Annotated in this window: 22 protein-coding genes, 1 tRNA gene and 1 pseudogene; 8 read left to right on the top strand and 16 right to left on the bottom strand. The window is 70.3% G+C overall.

Going from position 1 to position 23,260, the window contains the following annotated elements:
- Positions 1-16: 16 nt before the first annotated feature.
- Complete coding sequence (locus ETAA1_RS23100; RefSeq protein ID WP_145242707.1) at positions 17-1,684, top strand: N-acyl-D-amino-acid deacylase family protein; 1,668 nt, start codon at positions 17-19, stop codon at positions 1,682-1,684.
- Here the strand turns inward: ETAA1_RS23100 and ETAA1_RS23090 are convergent.
- From ETAA1_RS23090 to ETAA1_RS23080, 3 genes and pseudogenes are all read right to left on the bottom strand, one after another.
- Positions 1,672-2,343, bottom strand: a pseudogene (locus ETAA1_RS23090) (DUF4058 family protein). The gene ETAA1_RS23100 and the pseudogene ETAA1_RS23090 overlap by 13 nt on opposite strands.
- A gap of 49 nt (positions 2,344-2,392) precedes the next feature.
- On the bottom strand, positions 2,393-2,839 hold the full coding sequence (locus tag ETAA1_RS33050) for a hypothetical protein (protein ID WP_238389286.1): 447 nt from the start codon (positions 2,837-2,839) through the stop codon (positions 2,393-2,395).
- Between the two features lie 157 nt (positions 2,840-2,996).
- Positions 2,997-4,280 carry a dihydroorotase gene (locus ETAA1_RS23080; RefSeq protein ID WP_145242696.1) on the bottom strand — a complete coding sequence of 428 codons (1,284 nt, stop codon included), beginning with the start codon at positions 4,278-4,280 and terminating at the stop codon, positions 2,997-2,999.
- A 79-nt stretch (positions 4,281-4,359) separates the two neighbouring features.
- Here ETAA1_RS23080 and ETAA1_RS23075 point away from each other — a divergent pair, with 79 nt between their 5' ends.
- The 5 genes from ETAA1_RS23075 to ETAA1_RS23055 all read left to right on the top strand — a co-directional run bounded on the left by ETAA1_RS23075 (position 4,360) and on the right by ETAA1_RS23055 (position 8,492).
- Positions 4,360-5,208 carry a hypothetical protein gene (locus ETAA1_RS23075; protein ID WP_145242694.1) on the top strand — a complete coding sequence of 283 codons (849 nt, stop codon included), beginning with the start codon at positions 4,360-4,362 and terminating at the stop codon, positions 5,206-5,208.
- 73 nt (positions 5,209-5,281) lie between these two features.
- Entirely contained in the window at positions 5,282-5,677 is a 396-nt protein-coding gene (locus ETAA1_RS23070) for a response regulator (protein ID WP_145242692.1), read from the top strand.
- Between the two features lie 27 nt (positions 5,678-5,704).
- On the top strand, positions 5,705-7,933 hold the full coding sequence (glgX, locus tag ETAA1_RS23065) for a glycogen debranching protein GlgX (RefSeq protein ID WP_145242690.1): 2,229 nt from the start codon (positions 5,705-5,707) through the stop codon (positions 7,931-7,933).
- A gap of 38 nt (positions 7,934-7,971) precedes the next feature.
- Positions 7,972-8,196 carry an addiction module protein gene (locus ETAA1_RS23060; RefSeq protein WP_202920351.1) on the top strand — a complete coding sequence of 75 codons (225 nt, stop codon included), beginning with the start codon at positions 7,972-7,974 and terminating at the stop codon, positions 8,194-8,196.
- Positions 8,193-8,492, top strand: coding sequence for a type II toxin-antitoxin system RelE/ParE family toxin (locus ETAA1_RS23055; RefSeq protein WP_145242686.1), 300 nt, complete (start codon positions 8,193-8,195; stop codon positions 8,490-8,492). The genes ETAA1_RS23060 and ETAA1_RS23055 overlap by 4 nt, the downstream gene beginning before the upstream one ends.
- Here ETAA1_RS23055 and ETAA1_RS23050 read toward each other — a convergent pair.
- From ETAA1_RS23050 to ETAA1_RS23015, 8 genes are all read right to left on the bottom strand, one after another.
- Complete coding sequence (locus ETAA1_RS23050; RefSeq protein WP_145242684.1) at positions 8,489-9,580, bottom strand: hypothetical protein; 1,092 nt, start codon at positions 9,578-9,580, stop codon at positions 8,489-8,491. The genes ETAA1_RS23055 and ETAA1_RS23050 overlap by 4 nt on opposite strands.
- Positions 9,581-9,696: 116 nt before the next feature.
- A complete protein-coding gene (locus ETAA1_RS23045; RefSeq protein WP_145242682.1) occupies positions 9,697-10,743 on the bottom strand; it encodes a hypothetical protein in 1,047 nt (348 codons plus the stop codon).
- Positions 10,744-10,825: 82 nt separating this feature from the next.
- Positions 10,826-11,995 carry a cystathionine gamma-synthase gene (locus tag ETAA1_RS23040; RefSeq protein WP_145242680.1) on the bottom strand — a complete coding sequence of 390 codons (1,170 nt, stop codon included), beginning with the start codon at positions 11,993-11,995 and terminating at the stop codon, positions 10,826-10,828.
- Positions 11,992-13,353, bottom strand: a complete 1,362-nt coding sequence (locus ETAA1_RS23035; RefSeq protein WP_145242678.1) for a cystathionine beta-synthase — start codon at positions 13,351-13,353, stop codon at positions 11,992-11,994. The genes ETAA1_RS23040 and ETAA1_RS23035 overlap by 4 nt, the downstream gene beginning before the upstream one ends.
- 38 nt (positions 13,354-13,391) lie before the next feature.
- Positions 13,392-13,465, bottom strand: a tRNA-Arg gene (locus ETAA1_RS23030).
- A 178-nt stretch (positions 13,466-13,643) separates the two neighbouring features.
- A complete protein-coding gene (locus tag ETAA1_RS23025) occupies positions 13,644-14,129 on the bottom strand; it encodes a VOC family protein (protein ID WP_145242676.1) in 486 nt (161 codons plus the stop codon).
- 156 nt (positions 14,130-14,285) lie between these two features.
- A complete protein-coding gene (locus ETAA1_RS23020; protein ID WP_145242674.1) occupies positions 14,286-14,810 on the bottom strand; it encodes a PEP-CTERM sorting domain-containing protein in 525 nt (174 codons plus the stop codon).
- Positions 14,811-14,905: 95 nt separating this feature from the next.
- The gene (locus ETAA1_RS23015; RefSeq protein WP_145242672.1) at positions 14,906-15,727 is read right to left on the bottom strand and encodes a hypothetical protein; all 822 of its coding nucleotides are present in this window, start codon (positions 15,725-15,727) and stop codon (positions 14,906-14,908) included.
- Between the two features lie 104 nt (positions 15,728-15,831).
- Between ETAA1_RS23015 and tnpC the strand changes: the two genes are divergently transcribed.
- On the top strand, positions 15,832-17,214 hold the full coding sequence (gene tnpC / locus ETAA1_RS23010; protein WP_145238044.1) for an IS66 family transposase: 1,383 nt from the start codon (positions 15,832-15,834) through the stop codon (positions 17,212-17,214).
- On the opposite strand, the gene ETAA1_RS23005 is transcribed toward tnpC, so the two are convergent.
- Positions 17,215-17,766, bottom strand: coding sequence for a hypothetical protein (locus ETAA1_RS23005; RefSeq protein WP_145242670.1), 552 nt, complete (start codon positions 17,764-17,766; stop codon positions 17,215-17,217).
- Between the two features lie 358 nt (positions 17,767-18,124).
- On the opposite strand from ETAA1_RS23005, the gene ETAA1_RS23000 reads away from it, so the two are divergent.
- Positions 18,125-19,156: an IS630 family transposase gene (locus ETAA1_RS23000; protein WP_145235399.1), complete on the top strand. Its 1,032-nt coding sequence runs from the start codon at positions 18,125-18,127 to the stop codon at positions 19,154-19,156.
- Between the two features lie 273 nt (positions 19,157-19,429).
- On the opposite strand, the gene ETAA1_RS22995 is transcribed toward ETAA1_RS23000, so the two are convergent.
- From ETAA1_RS22995 to ETAA1_RS22980, 4 genes are all read right to left on the bottom strand, one after another.
- Positions 19,430-20,143, bottom strand: coding sequence for a hypothetical protein (locus ETAA1_RS22995; protein WP_145242668.1), 714 nt, complete (start codon positions 20,141-20,143; stop codon positions 19,430-19,432).
- Positions 20,144-20,265: 122 nt separating this feature from the next.
- A complete protein-coding gene (locus ETAA1_RS22990; protein WP_145242666.1) occupies positions 20,266-20,853 on the bottom strand; it encodes a hypothetical protein in 588 nt (195 codons plus the stop codon).
- A 69-nt stretch (positions 20,854-20,922) separates the two neighbouring features.
- A complete protein-coding gene (locus tag ETAA1_RS22985; RefSeq protein ID WP_145242664.1) occupies positions 20,923-22,140 on the bottom strand; it encodes an MFS transporter in 1,218 nt (405 codons plus the stop codon).
- Positions 22,141-22,179: 39 nt separating this feature from the next.
- Positions 22,180-23,193 (bottom strand): hypothetical protein, encoded by a 1,014-nt coding sequence (locus ETAA1_RS22980; protein ID WP_145242662.1) that lies wholly within the window; start codon positions 23,191-23,193, stop codon positions 22,180-22,182.
- Between the last annotated feature and the right edge of the window lie 67 nt (positions 23,194-23,260).

The raw sequence follows: 23,260 nt of genomic DNA, 5'->3' as shown, positions 1-23,260 counted from the left end.
TTCCCGCGAGGTTCCCATGCGTCTCCTCGCCCTCTCCGCGCTCGGCCTCCTCGCCGTGGTCGCCGTCCCCGCGCGGCCGGCGGACCCCGACTACGACCTCGTTATCCGCAACGGCCGCGTCGTGGACGGCACCGGTAACCCGTGGTTCGCCGGCGACGTGGCCGTTCGCGGCAACACCATCGCCGCCGTCGGCCGCGTCACCGGCACCGCCGCGCGGACGATCGACGCCAAGGGCAAGATCGTCGCCCCCGGCTTCATCGACATCCACTCGCACTCCGACGAGACGCTGTTCGAGGACGGCAAGGCCGAGAGCAAGGTGCGGCAGGGCGTCACGACGGAGGTGCTCGGCGAAGGCCGCTCTGCGGCCCCGCTCGTCGGCAAGCTGTCGGCCCGCAAGGTGACGGCCCGCGGCAAGACGTTCGAGTGGACGACCGTCCGCGGCTACCTGGACGAGATCGACCGCGCCGGCGTGGGCGTGAACGTCGCCACCTACGTCGGCCTCGACAACGTGTGGGAGTCGGTCATGGGGCAGTCGCACGCCCGGCCGACGCCCGCCGAGTTCGAGCAGATGAAGGCCGTGATCGACGCCGCGATGCGCGACGGGGCGTTCGGCCTGTCGTCGCTGCTGGCGATGCCGCCGGGGTCGCTCGCTACGACCGACGACCTAGTCGAACTGGCGAAGGCCGCGGGCCGGCGCGGTGGCATCTACTCGGCGCACACCCGCAACGAGGGGACGGGCGTGTTCGACGCCGTGCGCGAGATGATCGCCGTCGCCGAGCGGGCCGGCGTGCCGGTGGACATCATCCACATCAAGATCGCCGACCAGCAGTTCTGGGGGCGGATGAATGAGGTGGTGGCGCTGATCGACGCCGCGCGCCGCCGCGGCGTGGACGTGCGGGCCAACGTGTACCCGTACACCCGCGGCAACAACAACCTGTCGAGCATCGTGCCGCCGTGGGCGCACGAGGGCGGCCGGGCGAAGCTACTGGAGCGGCTCCGCGACCCCGCCGCCCGCACGCGGATGAAGGCCGACATCACGGGCGGCATCCCCGGGTGGTACAACCACTTCACCGCGGTCGGCGGCGACTGGTCGCGGATGCTCGTCAGCGGCCGCGGCCCGTACGAGGGGCTGACGATGGACCGCGTCATCAGCGAGAAGCAGAAGGGGAAGACACCGCTGCCCGACGCGCTGGACGTGCTGTTCGACGTGCTGGTGGAGCAGGACGGGTCGGTGCCGACGGTGTACGCCCACCACGACGAGAAGGACATGACGCTGGCGCTGGCGCAGCCGTGGTGCTCGGTCGGGTCGGACGGCTACGCGCTGGCGACGGAGGGGCCGCTGCGGCGCGGCAACCCGCACCCGCGAAGTTTCGGCACGTTCCCGCGGGTGCTCGGCGAGTACGTCCGCGATCGCGGCGTGCTGAGGCTCGAAGACGCGGTGCGGAAGATGACGAGCCTGAACGCGGCGAAGCTGGGCCTGCGCGACCGCGGCGTGCTGCGGCCGGGGGCGTTCGCCGACGTAACGGTGTTCGACCCGGCGGCGGTGGCCGACCGGGCGACGTACACGGCGCCGTTCCAGTACGCGGTGGGGGTGGAGTACGTGGTGGTGAACGGCAAGGTGGTGCTCGACCGCGGCACGCACACCGGGGCGCTGCCGGGGAAGGCGCTGCGTCACGCCCCCTGACGGGGCACGAAGGTAGCCGCCCACGCGTCGTCGTCCGGGGCGAGCCGCGGCTCGGGCTCGCCGGTGTAGATCGCGTCCTCATATCCGGCCGCGTCGTACACGCGGTGTAGGAGCGCTTGCAGGTCGATCTACGCGGCCGGTTCGCCGGCCCGCACGGGGATCGGGATGCTCGGCAGCCGGTCGCGGAGGGCGACGGGCCACACGTCCGTCCGCGGCCTCGTCTCGGGCCGGCTGACGAGGGCGTAGTAGTCGCACGCCGGCAGGTTCCCCCACGGCATCCGCGGGCCGCCGCGGAGCAGGTCGATCTCGACGAAGTTGGCCGACGACGACAGCACCCGCCGCACCCTCGCTCGGTACGCCTCCCGGTCCGGCCCGGTTCGCTTGTTCGACGGGCTGAGGAGTTCGATCGTGGTCACCACCTCAAGGCCGGCCGTATCGCGGATCTCCAGGTAGACCGAATGAATCTCGTCCTGGAAGGCGGAGGTTCGCCCGTCGTCCACGTTGTGGGTGTGGACATGCTCCTCCAAGCGGCCGACGTAACGCGGCACCAACTGCGGGGTAAGGAGTTCCCGCATGGTGACCAGGAACGTCTTGTGGAAGTCGTTCCACACGCCATGCTGTTCGAGGTACGGGTTCATCCCCGGGAAAGGTGACGGCATCGGTTGCCCTCGGCGGGTGTCGCCCGCATTCTACCACGCCCCGCCGGCGTCACGTCTTGCCGAGGAGCAGATCGACGACCCAGCACCCGCGGGCGTGCGGGCCGGGGCCGCGGCAGTGGCCGAGCACGTCCGCGTCGAAGCAGCCGGCGTCCTCCAGGGCGTCGGCGAGGACCGGCAGCCGGTCGAACGCGCGGTCGGCGTAAATGCCGGTGGCGAGGCCGACGACCGCTTCCGTCCGCCACGCCGGGTCGAGCGCGACCGGGCGGAACGGGTTGCCGAAGATGCAGCGAAGGAGCCGCGCCGCCGCGCTCCGGCTGATCTCCCGATCCCGGTCCCGCGCAGGTCTCGTTGCCTCAACTGTTAATTGGGCTGCAAGCCCAGCCGAAGCGTTGAAGAAGATGACGTTCGGACTCCGGCTGACTCGATAGCGGTGGCCCAACTTGCCCGTCTCGGCCCAGCGTGAAAATGCCTCCGCTCGCCGGATCGTGTCCTCCATCGCGCCACCAGATAGTCGATGATGAGCCTGCCAATCCCAAAACGCGGCGACAAATAGCCGTAGGGTTCGTGGCGTCCATCGCGGCCGACCCTGTACCAACTCCCACATACGCGTAGGATCGGCGTCGGTCGCTAGCCACTCCGCTTCGGTCACGGTGTCACCCCAGCTGGCTCATCTTCACCGCCCCGTTCACGATTGTCGCCACGGCCCGTCCCGTCACCTTGCAGCCGTCGAACGGCGTGTTGCGGCTCTTCGACTTCGACGCCGCCTTGTCGATCGTCCACGTCGCCGTCGGGTCGATCACCGTCACGTCGGCCGGCACCCCCGGCTGCAGCGTGCCGCGGTTGATGCTCAGCACCCGCGCCGGGTTCACCGTCATCTTCTCCAGCATTTGCGGCCACGTCAGGTGGCCCGGCTCGATCAGGTGCGTCACGCACAGCGGCAGGAACGTCTCCAGTCCCAGGATGCCGTTCGGCGCCTGGTCCAGCTCGCGCTCCTTCTTCTCCGGCGCGTGCGGGGCGTGGTCCGTCGCCAGCACCGACAGCGTGCCGTCCTTCAGCCCCGCGATCAGCGCGTCGGCGTCCTTCCGGGTGCGCAGCGGCGGCGACATCTTGTAGTTGCTGTCGAAGCGGCGCAGCTCGTCGTCGGTCAGGATGAAGTGGTGCGGGCACGCCTCGCCGCTGATCTTCACGCCCTTCGCCCGGCCCTGGCGGATCAGGTCCACGCCGCCGGCCGTCGAGACGTGGAGGATGTGGCAGCGGCCGCCGGTCAGCTCCGACAGCATGATGTCCCGCGCGATCATGATGTCCTCGGCCACCGCCGGCATCCCGCGCAGGCCCAGCGACGTGCTCACGAGTCCCTCGTTCATCACGCCGCCGACGGTCAGCTCCAGGATTTCGGCGTGAACGAGGACGGCCTTGTCGAGCATCCGGCAGTACTCGAGCGCCCGCCGCATGATCTCCGCGGAGTAGACCGGGGCGCCGTCGTCGGTGAAGGCGACCGCCCCGCCCTCGACCAGCCCGCCGAGCTCGGCCAGCTCCTTCCCCTCGCGGTTCTTCGTCACCGCGCCGATCGGGAAGACGTTGCAGTTCCCCGCCCGCTTCGCCTGAAGAATCACGAACTCGGCCATGGCCCGGCTGTCGAGCGCCGGCTCTGTGTTCGGCATGCACGCCACCGACGTGACGCCCCCCGCGACGGCGGCGGCGGTGCCGGTGGCGATGGTCTCGTCCTCCTCGCGGCCGGGCTCGCGGAGGTGGACGTGCATGTCGATGAGGCCGGGCGACACGATGAGCCCGGTGCAGTCGAGGGTGCGGTCGGCGGCGCGGCCGGGCTGCGGGCCGACGCCGAGCACCTTGGTGCCGTCGAGCCACAGGTCGGCGACCCGGTCGAGGTTCTGCGCGGCGTCGATGACGCGGCCGTTGCGGAGGAGGAGGGTACTCATGTGGCTGGTATACAGACCGCCGCCGGCACGGGGGTTGCTGTGGAGCATTCGTGGACACTCGCGCCCCGGGAGCCGAATCATGAGCACCGCCCCACCCGCCGGACTCGCGCCGACAGACGCCGTACCGGACGAACAGATCCGCGTGTTCGGGCACACCAACCTCGTCTACTGGTGGCCGGTGTGGCTGCTCGGGTTCGTGTTCGCGTTCCTCACCTGGATGGACGGGCACCGGATGGCCGTCGTCCCCGCCGGCACACTCGTCGAGAAGGGACAGACCATCCCCGGCGAGGCCGGCCCGCGCGACGTTCTCGTCGCCCCGCAGGGAACCTCACTGCCGACGCAGCCGAAGGCCGGCGAGGGCGACAACCAGCCCGGCATGCTCGTGGCGCGGAACAACAACTACGGCGTCATCTTCGTGATGACCATCCTCCTGGTCGTGGTGTTCACGAACCTCACCGTCCGCGGGCTGGCGTCGATCGTCGTCATCGCCGGGCTCATTATCGCCACCCTGGTGCTCGCCCAGTTCCACATGTGGGACTCCATCTTCCAGTGGGTCGGCGGGCTGGACATCCGCATGAACGCGGGCGGCTACCTGGCCATCGCCGTGCCGCTGCTCGTGGTGTGGCTCTTCGCCACGTTCGTGTACGACCGGTACGTTTACCTCATCTTCACCCGCGGGCAGATCCGCTTGCGGCAGGACATCGGCGACGGCGAGGTCGCGGTGGACACCCACTCCGTCGTCCTGGAGAAGCGGCGGAACGACCTGTTCCGCCACTGGGTGCTCGGCCTCGGGTCGGGCGACCTGCACGTCAAGACGGGCGGGCCGGCGAACCTGGAGTTCGACCTGAACAACGTGCTGTTCATCGGGTCGCGGCTCGGCCGCATCCAGGAACTGATCCGCGAGCGGGAGATGAACACGCAGACGTGATCGGGTCAACGCGGTTGTACCCCGCCGGAAAGCGGGGTAGAATCGGGTCAACGTGAGTGACACCACCCCGCCCATGACCGCGACCGATTTCGCCGCGCGCCCGCTCGGCGGCGCGCGGGTCGTCGTCCTCGACGCGGATTCCGACGGGTCCGCCAGCCTCGCGGGGATGCTCCGGCTCAGCGGGTTCGACGCCGACGAGGCGCACACCGTCCGCGACGCGATTCGGCTCGTCGCCGCCACCCGCCCGTCCGCCGTGCTGATGGACCTGTCCCTCGACTCCGACCCGCTCCGCCTGATCCGCCAGTTGCGGGGCACGCCCGGCGGCCCTGTCGTCGTCGTCGTCACCGGCGACACGGACCCGGCGCAGCGCTCGGCCGCGACCGCCGCGGGGGCCGCCGACTTCTTCCTGAAGCCGGCCGACCCACTGACGCTCGTGCGCCGGCTGCACCACCTCTGCCAGCCGTCTTAAGCCGCTCCCTACTCCTCCGGACGCCCCATGCCCGAGTACCGCACCAGCCGCGGCCGGCCGCTCCCGCTCGGCGCTCTTACGCTGCCGGACGGCGTCAACTTCGCCCTCCTGTGCCGTCACGGCACCGACGTGACGCTCGTCATCCTACCCGAGGCCGGCGGGAACAAGCCGCTCGCGGAGTTCAGGCTGTCGGGGAAGCGGCACCGCACCGGCGACCACTGGCACGTCGCGGTTCACGGCCTGCCGGAAGTATTCTGCTACGGGTGGCGGGTGGACGGGCCGAAGGGGCAGCGCAACCGGTTCGACCCGTCGCGGCTCCTGCTCGACCCGTCGGCGCGCATCATCTCCGCCGGCGAGAGCTGGGCCGCGACGTGCGAGACCGACCCGGCCCGCACCAGCCGCCGTAGCCTCTACCGCCGCCACGCCCGCTACGACTGGGGCGACGACGCCCCGCCGCTGACGCCGCTCGAAGACAGTGTCGTCTACGAGGTCCACGTCCGCGGGTTCACCTGCGACCCGTCGAGCGGCGTGCGGTTCCCCGGCACCTACGCCGGGCTCATCGAGAAGATCCCGTACCTCCAGGACCTCGGGGTCACGGCGGTGGAGCTCATGCCGGTGTTCGAGTGGGACGAGTGCGACTGCCCGTTCACCGACCCGACGACCGGCGAGAAGATGACGAACTTCTGGGGCTACCAGCCGATCGGGTTCGCGGCCCCGAAGGCGGCGCTCGCCGCGACGGCCCGCGACCACGGCCAGCTGACCGAGTTCCGCGACATGGTGAAGGCGTTCCACGAGGCCGGCATCGAGGTGATCCTCGACGTGGTGTTCAACCACACCGGCGAGGGGAACGACCACGGCCGGACGTACTCGTTCCGCGGGCTCGACAACGAGTTGTACTACCTCCTCGGCGAGAACGGCGACTACCTGAATTACTCCGGCTGCGGCAACACGGTGAACTGCAACCACCCGGTCGTCCGCGACATGATGATGCACTGCCTGCGGTACTGGGTGGGCGAGATGCACGTGGACGGGTTTCGGTTCGACCTGGCGAGCGTGCTCGGCCGCGACCGCCGCGGCAACGTCATGATCGACCCGCCGGTGATCGAGTCCATCACCGAGGACGGCGTGCTGGCCGACACGAAGCTGATCGCCGAGCCGTGGGACGCGGCGGGGCTGTACCAGGTCGGCGGGTTCCCGTTCGGCCGGCGGTGGAGCGAGTGGAACGGCAAGTACCGCGACGACGTGCGCCGCTTCTGGCGCGGCGACACCGGCCTCGCCGGCGTGCTCGCGGCCCGCGTCTGCGGCAGCGCCGACATCTACCAGTGGAGCAGCCGATTGCCGCGGCACACGGTCAACTTCGTGACCTGCCACGACGGCTTCACCCTCAACGACCTGGTGAGCTACAACGGCAAGCACAACGAGGCCAACGGCGAGGAGAACCGCGACGGGCTGGACGACAACTGCTCGTGGAACTGCGGCGCCGAGGGTCCGACCGACGACCCCGCGGTGCGGGCGCTGCGGGCGCGGCAGGCGCGGAACATGATGGCGACGATGATGCTGTCGCAGGGCGTGCCGATGCTGCTGGCCGGCGACGAGTTCCTGCGGACGCAGCGCGGCAACAACAACGCCTGGTGCCAGGACAACGCCGTCAGCTGGGTGGACTGGTCGCTGGCCGAGACGAACGCCGACTTCCTCCGCTTCACCCGCGAGATGATCGCCCTGAGGAAGCGGCACCCGGCGCTGCGGCGGCGGCGGTTCTTCGTCGGCCCGGTCGGGCAGATGGTGCCGGGGCTGGACACGATCTCGTTCCCGCCCGGCGGCCCGGTCCGCCCGGCCGACGCGGGCCTGCCGCCGACCGCGACCGGCGACGCGACGGCCGCGGCGCGCCGCTCCGGCGAGTGGGCGACGGCCGGCCTGGCGGACATCCACTGGCACGGGGTGGAGCCGTTCCGGCCCGACTTCGGCGAGGGCGCGCGGACGCTGGCGTTCGCGCTGGACGGCCGCTTCACAGGCCGCGAGCTGGACGACGACTACCGCATGGACACCGACTTCTACGTGGCGATGAACTCGTGGATCGACCCGGTGGAGTTCGTGGTGCCGCGATCGCCGACGCGCCGGCCGTGGCGCCGCGTGGTGGACACCGCCGCGGAACCGCCCGGCGATTTCCTTGCGGAAGGGACCGGCCCGGTGATCGCGGAGGGCGAGGTGTTGCGGCTGGCGGCGCACTCGCTGGTCGTGCTGGTGAGCGAGCCGTGACCGCTGGTATGATGGCGGCAAACGCGGAGGGCCGACTGATGACGGTGGAATCGCTGCTGCGCCAGGCCGAGGCGCTGACCCCCGACGAGCGCCGCGAGCTCGCGGCGCGGCTGATGGAGGCGGAGCCGGCGGATGACGCGCCGGTCACCGACTCGCAACTCGCCGAGTTCCGGCGGCGCGACGCCGAGATGGACGCCGACCCGAGCAAGCGGCTTCCGTGGGAGGAGGTCTACGCGGCCACGATGAAGAGGCTCGGACAATGAGCCTGCCGGTCGAGATTCACGCCGACGCGCAGGCCGAATTCGACGAGGCGGTCGATTGGTTTCAGGGCTTGCGGTCCGGGTCGGGTGTGGCGTTTGCCCGTGCAGTGAAGCAGACTCTCGATCGGATCGCCGCCCAACCGCGGATGCACGCCGTCGTGTCCGACGACTACCGCCGCGCGCCAGTCACAGGCTACCCGTACTACCGGGTGTTCTACCGTGAGTTGGCCGACCGCGTCCGAATCGTGTCGGTGTTCCACACCAGCCGCGACCCGTCCGTGTGGCAGGGCCGGGTTTAGCGTATCTCGAACGACCGCGACACCGTCTTCGACTCGATGCGCCGCTGTACGGGGCGGAACACGTCCACCTCGAACGGCTCGCCGACGCGGTTGCCGCACACGTCCTCCAGCCGCGTGTCCACCACCAGCCGGTATCGGCCCGCCCGCCACGGCCGCGACGGCTCCACCGTCACCACCCGCTCGCCGCCGCCTACCGTCGTCACCGCCTCCACGCGCTTCCCGGCCTCGTCCTCCACCCACACCATCGATTGGAGTAGCGCCCGGTCCAGCGGCTCGGGGAGGCGCAGGATCAGCGGGCCGCCCGGCCGCGGGGGGATCAGCGTCCACCGGTCGGGGTTCACCGGTTCGTCGTCGGCCGCGGTCGCCAGGAACGTGCGGCGGTACTCCGACACCAGTGGCCGGCCCTCGGCGTCCTTCCAGTCGCCGGAGATGACGAACGTGTAGCGCCGCCCCGCTTCAAGAATGGGGCCGAGTTCCATCCGCGGGATCAGCCCCTGCTTGATCCGGCCGGGGTGGAACAGCACCGTCAGCCGCAGGCCATCCGTGGACCACAGCTCCTCGCCGATCTCAAGGAACGGCGACTCGACCTCGCGGCCGTCGTCGCGGACCAGGCGGAGGAAGCGGTACACGTCGCCCCGGGCGACGGGGCCGGAGAACTGGATGTAGAAGCGGAGCGTGTTCTCCGGGAGCCGGTCGGCACTCGGGTACAGCGCCACCACCGACACGCGCGGCCCCGGCGCCGGCTTCGGCAGCGACAGCGCCGCGGTGACGGGCCGGCCGCCGAGCTTGAGCGGGGCGGGGTCGAAGGTGGCGCGGTACGTCACCCCGGGGACGAACGCGAACTCGGGTGTGAAGCGGATCGCCTTGTCGGTGACGGCGACCATTCCGGCAACGGGCGGGCGGGCGGCCTCCTCGGCGGGGGTGCCGCCGGCGACGACGACGCGGAGTACGGCCGGCCAGCGGTCGGGGGCGAGCTTGGCGTCGCGGGCGGCGGCGAGGTCGCGGGGCGCGAGGCCGGTGACCTCCACGGCGGCGGGGGCGTCCGCTGTCGGCGAGGTGAGCGAGAGCGCGAGGGTGAGTGCGAGCATGGTGTCGTGATGGGATGTGAGAAGGCGAGCGGCCCGCGTCAGCGGGCTGTTCCCGAGCGCACGAAATGCGCTCGGGAACAGCCCGCTGACGCGGGCCGCTCGCCGGGCGAATGGGCTTACGGCAGCGGCACCGTCTTCAGGTCGGCCCCGTCGCCGTTCTTGACCAGCAGCAGCGCCCGGTCGGCGTCGAGCTTGTCGAGGTGGAGCACGTCCTTCAACTCGGACACCGTCGTGTAGGGGACGCCCGACGGGATGCGGTCGAGCTTGGCGGTGATGGCCGTGGCGCTGCCGAAGCCCTCCGTCGGGATCTTCATCACGCCGCGCTTGTTGTTGGCCATCAGCAGGTAGTCCTTGCCGCCCTTCGCGTACACGATCATGTCCAGCGGGCTGTTCCCGTTGCCGAGCTCGGCGATGGTCGTGCCCTTCACCTTGGCGCCGGCCTTCAGGTCCGCCAGCGGCACCTTCACCAGCGGGGTGCAGGTGTACGCGGCCATGATGTTGTCCTCGCCGTTCACCTTGTACGGCACGAACGTGCGGATCGGGGCGTGCGTCTCGATCTTGTTGTGCGCCCCGTGGAAGATCTCGATCCCGGCCCCCTTGTCGGCGGCGGCGAACGGGTACGGGATGACCCGCAGCGTGCTGGCGAACTGCTCGTTCGACAGGCCGGCGACGATGAGCTTGCCGTTCACGAACGACATGCTGGTGATGACGGTGGCGGCGCCCTTCCCCTGGGCCGGGTTCGGCAGGGTCACCGACGTGGCCTTGGCGTTCTTCAGCGACACCGACTCGACCTTGCCGGCGCGGGTGATTCGCACGACGGCCGGGGTGCCGGCGCCGGCGCCGCGGGTCACGGCCACGTACACGTTGCCGCTCGCCGGGTTCACCTTGAAGTCGTTGATGCGGATGTCCTTCTCGGTGGTGCCGAGGACGCCGGCGATCTTGGCGTCGACGCGCTCGATGTCCACGGCGGCGGCGCCGTCGGCCTTCGTGTCGCCGGTGGGGACGGCGTGGACCGCGGCCCCGGCCGGGTCGCCGACGAACAGGACGCCGTCCGGCCCGAACGCCAGGGCGGAGACGGACTTCACTTCCGCGGCGCTGGACTGCGCGGCGGCGGTGGCCGCGACCGCGGCGACGACGGCGGCGGTGAGTAGAGCGGAACGCATGACGAGTTCCCGAGAGGAAAGAGGGGCGGCTGCTTATCTTGTGCGACCGGCGCCGGCGGAGCAACCGGCAAGTTGTGAGAAATCAGCCGGCCACCCGCGCCAGCGCCCCCGCGAGGTCGGCCCGCAGGTCGGCCACGTCCTCGATCCCGACGCTCAGCCGGACCAGTCCGTCGTCCACGCCGCGGGCCTCGCGCACGGCCTTCGGGATGCTCGCGTGCGTCATCGTCGCCGGGTGGTTCACCAGCGACTCGACGCCACCCAGGCTCTCGGCCAGGCTGAACAGCTTCGTCGCGGTCGTGAACCGGCGTGCGCCGTCCATCCCGCCGGCGACGCGGACCGAGATCATGCCGCCGAACGCGCGCATCTGCCGGGCCGCGACGGCGTGGCCGGCGTGCTCCGGAAGACCGGGGTAGAACACCTTCGCGACGCCCTTCTGCGTCGTCAGCCACGCGGCCAGCTCGGCCGCGTTCGCGCAGTGGCGGTCCATCCGAACGGCGAGCGTCTTGATGCCGCGGAGCACGAGGTAGCTGTCGAACGGCCCCGGCACGCCGCCGGCCGCGTTCTGGAAGAACTTCACCGGCTCCAGCAGCTTCGCCGGGCCGACGACCGCGCCGCCGATCACGTCCGAGTGGCCGCCGAGGTACTTGGTGGTGCTGTGGACAACGACGTCGGCGCCGAGCGCGAGCGGCTGCTGCAGGTACGGCGACGCGAACGTGTTGTCCACGACCAGCAGCGCCCCGCGGCTGTGGGCCAGCTCCGCGAGTGCGGCGATGTCCAGGATTTGCAGCAGTGGGTTGGTCGGCGTCTCGATCCACACCATCTTCGTCTGCGGCGTGAACTTCGAGGCGAAGCCGGCGGGCGTGGGGTCGTCGGTGTACGTCGCGGTGACGCCCCACGGCTTGAAGACGCGCTCGAGCAGGCGGAAGGTGCCGCCGTACAGGTCGGCCGCGGCGAGGACGTTGTCTCCGGGCTTGAGGAGGCTTTGCAGCACCGCAGTCGTGGCCGCGAGGCCGGACGCGAAGGCGAGGCCGCGCTCGCCGCCTTCGAGGGCGGCGAGGCACGTTTCGAGGGCGGTGCGGGTGGGGTTGCCGCTGCGGGCGTAGTCGTACCCCTTGTGCTCGCCGGGGGCCGCCTGGGTGAACGTCGAGCTGACGGAGATCGGCACCACGGTGGCGCCGCTGGTCGGGTCGGCCGGCTGGCCGGCGTGGATGGCGCGGGTGCTGAAGCCGTGGCCGTCGTGGTTCGAGCTCACTTGCCGTCTCCCGACGAACGTTGCCGCGTCCAGTAGTCGATGAGGTCCATCCGCGTCACGATCCCGACGACCTCGCCGTTCAGCGTCGCCAGCACCCCGGTGTTGCCGGACAGCAGCAGCCGGTACGCCTCGTCCAGGTGCGTCCCCACGTCCAGCTGCGGCAGCGGGCGGGCCATCACCTCGCCGACCGTCACCTTCGCCGGGTCGCGGTGGTCGTGCAGCACCCGCGCCAGCGTCACCTCGTGGACGCTGCCGACCGGCTTGCCGCGGTCCAGCACCGGCAGCTGCGAGATGCCGCGCGACCGGAACAGGTCCGCCGCGTCGGCCGCGGTCGCCGTCGGGGCGATGGTCACGAGCGGCCGGTCGCCGCGGCCGGCGAGCAGCTCGGCCACCGTGTGCGGCACCTCGGGCACCATCTGGAGGTTGTTCGCGGCCAGCCAGCTGTCGTCGTACATCTTGCTCAGGTAGTTCCGACCCGTGTCCGGGCACAGCACCACCACCAGGTCGGACGCCGTCAGCCGGCGGGCGTAGCGGAGGGCCGCGGCGATCGCCGTGCCGCACGACCCGCCGACCAGCATCCCTTCGCGCCGCGACACCTCGCGGGCGGTGTGGAAGCTCTCGGCGTCGCCGATGCGGACCCAGTCGTCCACCAGCTGCGAGTTGAACGTCCGCGGCACGAAGTCCTCGCCGATCCCCTCCACCTTCCACGCCGCCGGCGAGCCGCCGGACAACACCGACCCCTCGGGGTCCGCCCCGATCACTTTTACGTCCGGGTTCATCTCCTTCAGGTACTTGCCCACGCCGGTGAGGCTGCCGCCGGTGCCCACACCGCCGACGACGTGCGTGACGCGGCCGTCGGTCTGCTCCCAGATTTCGGGGCCGGTGGTGCGGTAGTGCGCTTCGGGGTTCGACAGGTTCGTGAACTGGTTCGGCCGCCACGCCCCGGGGATCTCGCGGGCCAGCCGGTCGGCGACGCCGTTGTAACTGTCCGGCGAGTCGGGGGGCACGTTCGTCGCGGTGATGACCACCTCCGCGCCGTAGGCCCGCAGCAGGGCGATCTTCTCGCTGCTCATCTTGTCGGGGAGCACGAACACGCAGCGGTAGCCCTTCACGGCCGCGGCCATCGCCAGGCCGACGCCGGTGTTGCCGGCGGTGGCCTCGATGATGGTGCCGCCGGGCCGCAGCCAGCCGCGCTTCTCGGCGTCGGCGATCATGGCGACGGCGACGCGGTCCTTGGTGCTGCCGCCGGGGTTCAGCGATTCGAGCTTGGCCGCGATCGTGGGGGCGAGCCCGGCCGTGACGCGCCGCAGCTTCACGAGCGGCGTGCGGCCGATGGACTGGAGAATGGTGTCGTGCACCGGGGCTCCTCCCGCGGGCGAGACGGCGAGACGTGAAGTACACCCGAGAGGATTTGAACCTCTAACCCTCGGTTCCGAAGACCGATGCTCTATCCAGTTGAGCTACGGGTGCGGCTCGCGGGCATTGTACCGGCGGGTGCCGTCCGGGGGAAGGTTGGCGCTTCAGCTGTTGTGTCGGTAGATTGGGGGCACCAGCCGTTAGGCCGGGGCGCAAGCCCCGTCGGGCGTCAGAACCCCGAACGGGGATTGCGCCCCGGCCTAACGAGCGGCCGAACTCCGAATGCGACCCCTCAGCCGCGGACGGCGGCCTCGACGGCGGCCACGTCGATCTTCCGCATCGTCATCATCGCCGCGAACGCCCGCTTGGCGGCCGCGGGGTCGGGGTTCGAAATCGCTGTGGACAGCGCGACCGGCGTGATCTGCCAGTTCAGCCCCCACTTGTCCTTGCACCAGCCGCACTGGCTCTCCCGGCCGCCGTTGCCGACGATGGCGTCCCAGTAGCGGTCGGTCTCGGCCTGGTCGGCGGTGGCCACCTGGAACGAGAACGCCTCGGTGTGCTTGAACATCGGCCCGCCGTTGAGCCCGAGGCAGGGGATGCCGAGCACGGTGAACTCGACGGTGAGCACGTCGCCCTGCTTGCCGGAGGGGTAGTCGCCCGGGGCGCGGTGGACGGCGGTGACGGCCGAGTCGGGGAAGACGCTGGCGTAGAACCGCGCCGCCTCCTCGGCTCCGCCGTCGTACCACAGGCAAATCGTGTTCTTCGCGGGCTTCGGCATGGGTCGTTCCGGTGGGGAAGGGTGCGGCGAACGGGGGGCGGCCGACTCGTTAGGCCGGGGCGCAAGCCCCGTGGGCGTTAGAGCCCGACGGGGCTTGCGCCCCGGCCTAACGAGCATACCCGAGTCCCGGGCCGATGCCGTGCCGCAGGCGTACCGTCAGCCGCGCCGCCGCGGGATCGCGACCCCCGCCAGCCCCACGGCCCCCATCAGGAGGGTCGCCGGCTCCGGGGTCGTGGTGACGCTGACGTTCAGGGTGAGCCACGGCCCCGGCTCGACGTGGTACTTGTGCGTGCCGAGCTTCACGTCGAACGGGGTGATACTGCCGATGCGCGGGACGTGCGTGTCCCACTCGCCCTCGGGGGCGGGCTCGTTGTCGGAGAAGACGACCGGGATGCGGAAGGTGTACGCCTCGGCGGCGGCGGTGTCCCAGAGGGTCACGTGGGTCCAGAGGGTCGGCCCCTCGACGGGAATGGGGCTGACGAACCACGGCGCGTACGCCCCGTTGGCCGGGTAGATCTGCTGGACTTCGCCCTCGTCGGTGGTGAACGCGAGCGCGGCGGGGTCGAACCCGTAGCCGGCTTCGCTGGCGCCGGAGCTGGTGTAGGACCAGCTGATGGGGCCGGCGGCCGCGGCGGTCGGGGCGAGCAGCGCGGCCAGGACCGCCAGGCGGAATCGGGTCATGGTCACCTCCGAAAGGCGGCGGAGGTTAGCCGGGGATGTGCGGGTGGGGCAAGGGGAGTGCCGGGTCGCGTGGGATACCCGCCCGCGAAACACACTTACCTGAGGGCAATGAGGTCAGCCGCGTCTGGAGAATCTTCGACCGGTGTGACCGTGCCCCCGGTGACCGACGGACTCGCGAGGACAGGTGCCGGGACGGCTTCTGGTGCAACTGAGTTCTCGGGTCGAGCGGGCACGAACGGAACGAAGCTCGGAGCCTGCTCGGCAATAGCGGCTCGCATCGCGGACAATTCCGGAGCCAGGAAGCGAGCGCCCACCGACCCGACCGCGTTCGCCCCGCCGGCTGGCGCCGACACAGGTGAGTAACCCTCACCACCGCCGCCGTCGCTCTCGACCGCGAAGTTCACCGCGTCCAGGTCCAACCCGGTCAGGCCGCCGTGCAGGAAGATCGGCCCGGGGTCTTCTTCCTCCAGGAACGTCTTCGCGTCGAGCCGCGGGACGTACAGGTCGTCGGCCCCGTAGTCGGCGATGAGCGGAAATTGGGCGCCTGGCGGAAGCGTCACCACGAGGCTGAACGAGCCGTTCGCGTCGGTGGCGGCCGTGCCCACGAGTAGGGCATGCTGGCTAAGCGTGTCCCCCTCGGCGACGACATCAAACGGCGTGTAGGCGTAGATCGGCACCGCGGCGTTCGGCAGGAACTGGCTGCCGGAGAGGGCGTACTGCCGGAGCAGGCCGGTCGGCACCGCGTTCATCGTCTGCAACCAGTTGTCGAGCAGCACGCGGGCGGCGGTGCAGTTGGCGTTCCCGGCGGCGTCGGTGGCGGTGACGGTGATGTTGTAATAATCGTCCGGGAACGCCCCCTTGGCGTTGTTCACCGCCTCCGTGGCGGTGATGTCGTTCCACGCCTTCCCCTCGCTCACCTTCGACCGCCAGTAGCGATTGCGGTCCGCGAAGTGTACTTGTTTAGCGCCCCCGCTGGCACGCAGGGGGAGCTGATCGCGGCCCGATTTCCTACCCTGCCGTCATGGACGAGCCCGCGTGTCCCGGCTGCCGGGAACTCCTCCAACGCGTCGCCGCTCTCGAAGCCCGGGTCGCCGAGCTGACCCGGAAGCTCGAGGACGCACTCCGCGCGGGCAAGCGGCAGGCCGCCCCGTTCCGCAAAGGTCCGCCCAAGCCCGACCCGAAGACGCCCGGCCGCAAGTCGGGCGCCGCCCACGGTACCCACGGCCACCGGCCCCCGCCGCCGCCCGACCAGATCGCCGAGTGCCACGACGCCCACCTCCCCGACGCCTGCCCGCACTGCCCGGGCCGCATCGTCGAGACCGGCACCGCCGACCAGTTCCAGACCGACATCCCACGCCGCCCGCTCGTGCGGAAGTTCCGCATCCACGTCGGTCACTGCGACACGTGCGGCAAGCGGACCCAGGGCCGGCACCCGCTCCAGACGTCCGACGCCCTCGGCGCGGCCGCCAGCCAGGTCGGCCCCGACGCCCAGGCCGCGGCCGCGACCTTGCACACCCGGATGGGGCTGTCGCACGGCAAGGTGGCCGCCGTCTTCGACGCCCTGTTCGGCATCACGCTCACCCGCGGGGCCAGCGCCCAGATCAACCTCCGGGCGGCGACGCGACTCGAACCGGACTACCACCTCATCCTCGGTGAGGTGCGGACGTCCGAGCAGATCGCGGCCGACGAGACGGGGTGGCGGATCGGGGGGCACCCCGCCTGGCTCCACGCCTGGGTCGGTGACCGGGCCACCGCGTACGCCATCGACTCCCAGCGCAGTGCGGCCGTCCTGGAGCGGGTCATCGGCGTGGACTGGTCGGGCATCCTGAGCCACGACGGTTTCGCCTCGTACGACCGGTTCGAGGGCGCGATCCATCAGCAGTGCGTGGCCCACGTGCTGCGGCGCGCCCGCGACCTGCTGGCGACGGCCACCCGGGGAGCCGTGCGGTTCCCGCGGCAGGTGATCGCGTTGCTCACGGAGGCGATCCACTGGCGGAACGGGTACGCGCCCGGGGCGTGGACGTCGGACCAGTTGGAGGAGCACCGGGAGGGGTTCGACGACCGGTTGCGGCGGCTGGTGCTCCGGCCGCGTGCGGTCCCGGCGCACGCCACGCTGGCGCGGCACCTGTGGCGTCACTTCGAGCAGTGGTTCGGGTTCGTGTTCGACCCGCGGGTCGAGCCGACGAACTGGGCGGCCGAGCAGGCGATCCGGCCGGCGGTGGTGAACCGGAAGGTGTGGGGCGGGAACCGAACGGCGGCTGGCGCGTGGGCGCAGGGGGTGCTGATGTCAGTACTGGAGACGTGCCGGCGACGGGGTCATGCGGTCGTGGACTACATCAGCCAGACGCTCCGCGCGGCCGGCAACGGGCTGGTCCCGCGACCGGTGCTACTGCCGACGGGCTAATCAAGTACCCGCGAAGTCCACGATCGTGTTCGCCGCGTCCGTGTTGGTGAGGATGTGGAAGAAGCTCACCGGCCCGACGGATGATAGTCCGTTTGACGGACTTCGGTAGTCGTTCTCGTAAGCCACTCGGACCAAGTCCGAGATATTCAGGGCGTCGCCATCCTGGGTGCCGGCAGGCTGATTCGGATCCCAAACGAACTGGCCGGCGAAGTTGAACTGTCGGACGAGTGGAATCGACTTGCCGCCGAGTTCGCCGGAGGCACTGAACTCCATCGATCGCACGCCGACATCCCAGTTCCCTTTCACTCGGTCCGTGGCGTTGGCGATGATCTCGATGTTCGAGGTGCCGCCGAGCGGGCTGGGCATCGGGGAACCCGTCTGGGCCGGCGCCAAATGGCCGACGATCCGCGCGTCAGAAAAGTCCTTGCTCTCGAAGTACCCGTGGTCCTGGCGACGAGCTTCATCTTGATTAAGTTGGTACTTCCCCGCGGAAGACGAGTGCTCACCATTGACCAATGCGTGCGGAATGTTGTTGTCATCCTCGCCCCGCATGAAGTGGACATCTCCGAGGGTCGGAGCAACGGTATCGCCGATGACAGTGGGATCAAGCAATGCCAGAGGGTCGTCGACCGGACGAAGGTATGACGTGTCGTCAGTTTCTGTGCCCCCGCCCGCATCGAGGTGGAGGTGAACCGGAACAGAACCCTTCCCAGTCCACGAGGCGACCGTCCCGATCTGGTCGCCTTGCGTGACTGTCGCGCCAAGCGCGATGGAGGGATTAAGGTGAGCGTAGTTCCACCCGTGGGTTGAATCGGTGGCTACCGAAACCCATCCGGCGTAACCACCGCCGGGACTGCGCCCGATAACCGTGCCGCTCTAAGCAGTTGGCCCCGATTGCGTACCATGTTTCATGATCCGCGTTCACCTCACCGTTGCGACGCAGTCCGAGTTGCAGGCTCTCCGGCGGGACCCCCTCCCGCCCCGGGTACGGGATCGGCTGGAGATGGTCCTGCTGTCCGACGCCGGGTGGTCCCCGCCCCGGATCGCCCGGCACCTCGGGTGTGACCCGCAGACCGCCCGGGCCGTGATCCACGGGTTCAACGCCCGGGGGGTGCCGGCCCTCTACCCCGGCAAGCCCGGGCCGGCCCCCAACTACGCCCGCCGGGATCAGGTGGCCGCCCGGCTGACCGACCTGCTCGGCCAGGACCGGACGTGGACGGCGGCCCAACTGGCCGACGCCCTCCGCCCCAACGGGATCCGGCTCCGTGCCCGTCAGGTCCGTCGGTACCTCGCCCGACTGCGGGCCGGGTACCGGCGGACGGCCTCGACCCTGGAGCACAAGCAGAACCGGCCCAAGGTCGCCCGGGCGGCGGCCGTCCTGGGCGGCCTGCAACGGAAGGCCCGGGAGGGCCGGCTGGTCCTGGACTATCTCGACCAGTGCGGGTTCGCCCCGTCGCTGCCCGGTGGGTACTCGTGGTGCCTGCCGGGCCAGCGGAAGCGGGTCCGGTACGAGTACCCCCAAGGTCGGCGGGTCAACGTCCTGGCCACCTACGAGCCGCTCGGCCCGGCCCCCCGCTTGGATGCCGTGCCGTTCGAGCGGACGCTCACGTCGGACGACCTCGTGGCCTACCTGCGGGGGAGGCCCGCGGTCGGGCGACCCCGGGTGGTGGTTCTGGACAACGCCCCGATCCACACCAGCAAGGTGGTCAAGGCCGCCCGGCCCGAGCTGGCGAAGTCGGGGGTCTACCTGTACTACCTGCCGGCGTACAGCCCCGAGTTGAACCGGATCGAGGCCGTGTTCAAGCAGGTCAAGCACCACGAGATCCCGACCCGCAGTTACGCCACCCGGTCCGATCTGCGGGCGGCCGTCGAGCAGGGCTTCAACTCATATGCCCAAAAGCTCCGCCCAGAACCTGGGAAACAACTACGGCCGGCTGCTTAGACGGCGTAGACCGGCTTATTAGTGGTTGTCGAGATGTCGATCCCGGAGTGAAAGTGGATTCCGCCCTCGTTTTCGGCGGTGCGGTTGTCGAATTCGCCGTAGGTGCCGAGGATCCCGAGAATATCTCCCGAGTCGAGAGGCCACGGTAAACCCGCGAGGACACAGCGGGCCTCAAGTTGTTCGAGTCGAAATCGTTCTGCCGCCGAATGGCTTGTTCGCGCCATCGATACTCCTAAACGTCAGTGTTGCGTTTCCGGTCTCTCGACGGTTCAGCTATTTTAACTCAACTACCTCGACGACGGGTGACCAGAGCTTTCCGGTCCATGCGTCGAGGGTCCAGCCGGCCCCCTTCGTCGTTATCCCGGTCTTGGGGTCGAAGTGCCGCTCGAAACCGTCGCCTCGGTCCGTCGGTGTGTGCTCGAGTTGAGCCCACAGCGACGGGTCGCCGGACTTCGGATACCGGCCGAACCCCCCTCGCAGGCTGGTGATGCCGCGCTCTAGATGGCCACTCACCGCTTTCCCGTCGGGCGAGATCGCGTACATGCTCTTCTGTTTGGGTGGCTCCTTGTGATAGCTCGCGCCGCCCCACCCCGTATGGCAGGTGGCCACCCCGCCCTTGGAATCGAGATACCAGAAGTGGAGCAGCGCCGCGTTCTCGCCCCCCCCAGGTTTGAGAATGGTGAACGGGCGACGGGGGCCGTCGTAGTCGATCGACCAGGTCGCTCGAATCAACGGTTCTATGCGCCCATCGTCAACCCACTTGGCGGTGATCGTAAGCAGCGCGCCGGTCTGCCGCTTGTGGAGTTGGTTCCGCTCCTGAAACACCTTAGCCAGGGCAGCTGGCACCTCGCGCGGCGCATCAGCGGCCTTCGCCTCGGGCGCAGGTGCGGGCGGTTGCTCGGGCTGCGGCTCGGGCTCCGGCGGCCGCGCGCAGCCGAACGCGATCAGTACCGCACATCCCATCGCCGCAGCAGCGAGCACCTTCATGATCGACCCCAAGAGCGGGCGAGTCCGTCAGTCGCAGTGTGCGTCATGGTAGCTGTTCCGAGCCGCCTGTCAATCACTAGCTTGACTGCAAGTGCGACAACGGACGACCAGAGTTTGTCGGTTCAACAGCGGGCCTGCCCCTGATATTTCCCTCCCAACTGCCTTGACTTCCCCCAACCGGAGTTTACGGTACACCTGTACACTTCATCGCCCGCCCGTCCCCGGGGGCAGCCATGTCCCACATCCCCGACGAGTTCCTGTCGCGCACCGCCGACATGCGGGCCGCCGGTACGTCCTGGGAGGCCACCGCCGGCCGCCTCGGGTTCGACGCGGACGAGCTCCAGCAGCACACCCGCGACGCCGGGCCGGACTACCGCAAACTCCTCCGCGACGCCCGCCAGAGCATCGTGGACGAGGGGTTCCACGAGGCCATGTTCACCCTGCGGAAACTCCTCCGCACCGGCGACGACAAGGACGCCGCCAAGGCCGCCGACGCCCTCGCCCGCATCTGGATGACCACCCGCCGCCACCGCCGCAGGGCGTCCGCCGCCGGCCGCAAGGAACCCCCGCCGCCGCCGATCGACGCCGCGCTCCGCGAGGAGGTCGAGAAGTACCTGGAGTTCCAGAAGCTGTGCGAGTCGTCCGAGGGGCTGGCGGCCGTCTGCGACCAGCAGGCCAACGAGATGTTCGAGCGACGGTTCGGGTTCCACCCGGACGAGCCGCCGGACTGGCTCCGCCGGCCGGTCCCCGACACCGGCCTGGACCGGACCTACCTCCGCTCATGGTGCCCCGGCGCCGTCCTGTCGGGGGCGGATGAGCAACACGAGCACGACGGAGAGAACGGCCGTTCCGGCGAACGCCCCGAAGATCAGGTTGAGCGGCGTCTGGGCGTCGCGGAGGGCGCCGAACCCCCAGTCGGCGAAGCCGCCGCAGCTGATGCTCACCAGGTTCATGACGCCGTAGCCCGTCGCCCGCAGCTCGGGCCGCACGATCTGCGACAGGATCGGCATGTTGTTGCCGTCGAACACGCCCCAGCCGAGGCCGAACAGCATCAGGAAGGCGACCGCGACGGCGAGCGTCGGGGCGTTGCCGATGCCGAACGACGCGGGGACGAGGAGGGCGATGCCGACGGCGCTGACGGCGGTTCGGCCCCGCGGCGTCCGCCGCGCGGCCCGGTCGGCGGCCCACCCGCCGAGGAACGCGCCGGCGAAGGCCGCGACGTTGACGTACAGCGTGGCGCTGACGCCAGCGGTGCCTTGCCCCAGGGCGAAGCGGTCCTTGAGGATGGCGGGCATCCAGTCGCGCACGACCCACGCGGCGATGGCCGGCAGCGTGAACACCAGCACCAGCAGCAGGAACGACGGGTTCCGGAGCAGTTCGAGGAACGCGGTTTCGGGGCCGGGGCGCTCGTCGTCGGAGTGGGTTCGCGGGGCGTCCTTCAGCAGCAGCAGCAGGGGCAGAGCGTAAGCGATGCCGACGAGGCCGAGGGCGGCGAAGGTGGTGCGCCAGCCGAGTTCGGGCGCGTCCGCGGCGTGGCCGCCGAAGCCGCCGAGAATGAGGCCGCAGTAGATGGCGGTCTGGTGGACGCCGACGGCCCGGCTGCGGGTGCGGCCGGTGTGGTAGTCGGCGATGAGGGCGAGCGCGGCCGGGATGTAGAACGCCTCACTGATGCCCATGAAGGTGCGGGTCCAGAGCAACTCCTGGTAGGTGTGAACATGACCCGTCCAGAACGTGACCGCGGACCACGCGAAGAGACTACTTGCGATGACAACGCGGCGGCTGAAGCGGTCGGCGAGGTAGCCGCCGAACGGGCTGAGGACGGCGTACACCCACTTGAACTGGCCGAGCATGTAGCCCCAGTTGGCGTCGTTCATCACGTCCGGGACGTCGCCCATGACGGAGAACTTCATCGCTGCGAGGAGCTGCCGGTCGAGGTAGTTGAGGAGGGCGACCGGCCACAGAAGTGCGACGGCGAGCCAGGCGGTGCGGAGAGTCATGCGGGAAGTATGCCCGCTCCGCACCGCGTTGAACAGCGACTAATTCCGCGGGAACTCCGGCGGCAGCAGGACGGGCACCGGCCGCTCCGGGTTCACCCGCGGGGCGGCGGCCGGCTCACGCTCGGGGGCGGTGCCGCGGGCGGCGCGGACCGGCGGTTCGAGCAGCGGCACGACCGGCGGGGCCGAGCTGCGGACGGCGACGGCTTCTGGCTGGCGGGCGGTCGGGGTGCCGGGCGCCCGGTCGCCGCGGGCCGCGACGCGGGCCGGCGGGTTCTTCAGGGCGTCGAGCCACTGCTGCTCGAGGGCGTCGAGGCCGTTCACGCCGTAGACCTGCCGAGCGGCCTGGTTCCAGCTGTCGGGGGTGCCGTGGTTGCGGGTGTCGCCGCCCTGCATGCCGATGGCGAGGAACTGGAGCAGCCGCTGCCGGCCGCCCACGCCGCTGCCGCCGCGGTCGACGAGGTAGGCGCTGACGGAATACCCCTGGGCGTAGAGGACGATCATGTCGCGCGGGTACTCGGCCATGCGGAACAGCACCGACAGCCGGATGCCCCGGCCGGCGTTCAGCAACTCGCGGCAGCGGACGTCGTGGTTGTACCGCTCCTCGTCGTTCTCGCTGAGCACGCTGCCGCCCTCGTCGGCCCAGCGGGGCACTGGGCGGCCGAAGTGGTGGGCCAGCACCGTGTGCGTGATCTCGTGCGGCAGCACGCTGTCGAGCAGCTGGCGGGCGGGGCCGTGGATCTCCATGTGCTGCGAGGTCACGACGCCGCGGCCGCCGTCGCCGCCGAAGGTGAACGTGGTCGCCCCGCCGGCGCCGCCCGCGGTGATCTTCACCTCCAGGGGGCAGCGGCGGCTCCAGTTGGGCATCTCCTGCCCGAGCCACTGCAGCGCCTTCTCCTTGCGGTAGTGCTCGGCCATGTCGCCGAACTGCCGGGCGAGGGCGTCGGTGGGCGCCGTCGTGCTGAAGTTGGCGGTCTGGTACGAGGCGGCGGACGCCCTGCCGGCGGAGGCGAGGGCGACGACGAGCGCGTACAGCGGAAGCCGACGAAGCGTCATTCCCTTGACCCTCGTTTGGGACTGGGACGCCATTTGGGCCGTGAGGCCGGGCGCGTACCTGCGCGGC

The organism is Urbifossiella limnaea (assembly GCF_007747215.1).
GTDB classification, from domain to species: Bacteria; Planctomycetota; Planctomycetia; order Gemmatales; family Gemmataceae; genus Urbifossiella; species Urbifossiella limnaea.
Note: the sequence above shows the minus strand (reverse complement) of the source record. Positions and strands in the feature narration are given on the sequence as shown.

Coding starts and splice junctions, on each gene's coding strand:
- ETAA1_RS23100 (WP_145242707.1), top strand. CDS start 17: ATGCGTCTCCTCGCCCTCTCCGCGCTCGGCCTCCTCGCCGTGGTCGCC.
- ETAA1_RS33050 (WP_238389286.1), bottom strand. CDS start 2,839: ATGGAGGACACGATCCGGCGAGCGGAGGCATTTTCACGCTGGGCCGAG.
- ETAA1_RS23080 (WP_145242696.1), bottom strand. CDS start 4,280: ATGAGTACCCTCCTCCTCCGCAACGGCCGCGTCATCGACGCCGCGCAG.
- ETAA1_RS23075 (WP_145242694.1), top strand. CDS start 4,360: ATGAGCACCGCCCCACCCGCCGGACTCGCGCCGACAGACGCCGTACCG.
- ETAA1_RS23070 (WP_145242692.1), top strand. CDS start 5,282: ATGACCGCGACCGATTTCGCCGCGCGCCCGCTCGGCGGCGCGCGGGTC.
- glgX (WP_145242690.1), top strand. CDS start 5,705: ATGCCCGAGTACCGCACCAGCCGCGGCCGGCCGCTCCCGCTCGGCGCT.
- ETAA1_RS23060 (WP_202920351.1), top strand. CDS start 7,972: ATGACGGTGGAATCGCTGCTGCGCCAGGCCGAGGCGCTGACCCCCGAC.
- ETAA1_RS23055 (WP_145242686.1), top strand. CDS start 8,193: ATGAGCCTGCCGGTCGAGATTCACGCCGACGCGCAGGCCGAATTCGAC.
- ETAA1_RS23050 (WP_145242684.1), bottom strand. CDS start 9,580: ATGCTCGCACTCACCCTCGCGCTCTCGCTCACCTCGCCGACAGCGGAC.
- ETAA1_RS23045 (WP_145242682.1), bottom strand. CDS start 10,743: ATGCGTTCCGCTCTACTCACCGCCGCCGTCGTCGCCGCGGTCGCGGCC.
- ETAA1_RS23025 (WP_145242676.1), bottom strand. CDS start 14,129: ATGCCGAAGCCCGCGAAGAACACGATTTGCCTGTGGTACGACGGCGGA.
- ETAA1_RS23020 (WP_145242674.1), bottom strand. CDS start 14,810: ATGACCCGATTCCGCCTGGCGGTCCTGGCCGCGCTGCTCGCCCCGACC.
- tnpC (WP_145238044.1), top strand. CDS start 15,832: ATGGACGAGCCCGCGTGTCCCGGCTGCCGGGAACTCCTCCAACGCGTC.
- ETAA1_RS23005 (WP_145242670.1), bottom strand. CDS start 17,766: ATGCGGGGCGAGGATGACAACAACATTCCGCACGCATTGGTCAATGGT.
- ETAA1_RS23000 (WP_145235399.1), top strand. CDS start 18,125: ATGATCCGCGTTCACCTCACCGTTGCGACGCAGTCCGAGTTGCAGGCT.
- ETAA1_RS22995 (WP_145242668.1), bottom strand. CDS start 20,143: ATGAAGGTGCTCGCTGCTGCGGCGATGGGATGTGCGGTACTGATCGCG.
- ETAA1_RS22985 (WP_145242664.1), bottom strand. CDS start 22,140: ATGACTCTCCGCACCGCCTGGCTCGCCGTCGCACTTCTGTGGCCGGTC.
- ETAA1_RS22980 (WP_145242662.1), bottom strand. CDS start 23,193: ATGACGCTTCGTCGGCTTCCGCTGTACGCGCTCGTCGTCGCCCTCGCC.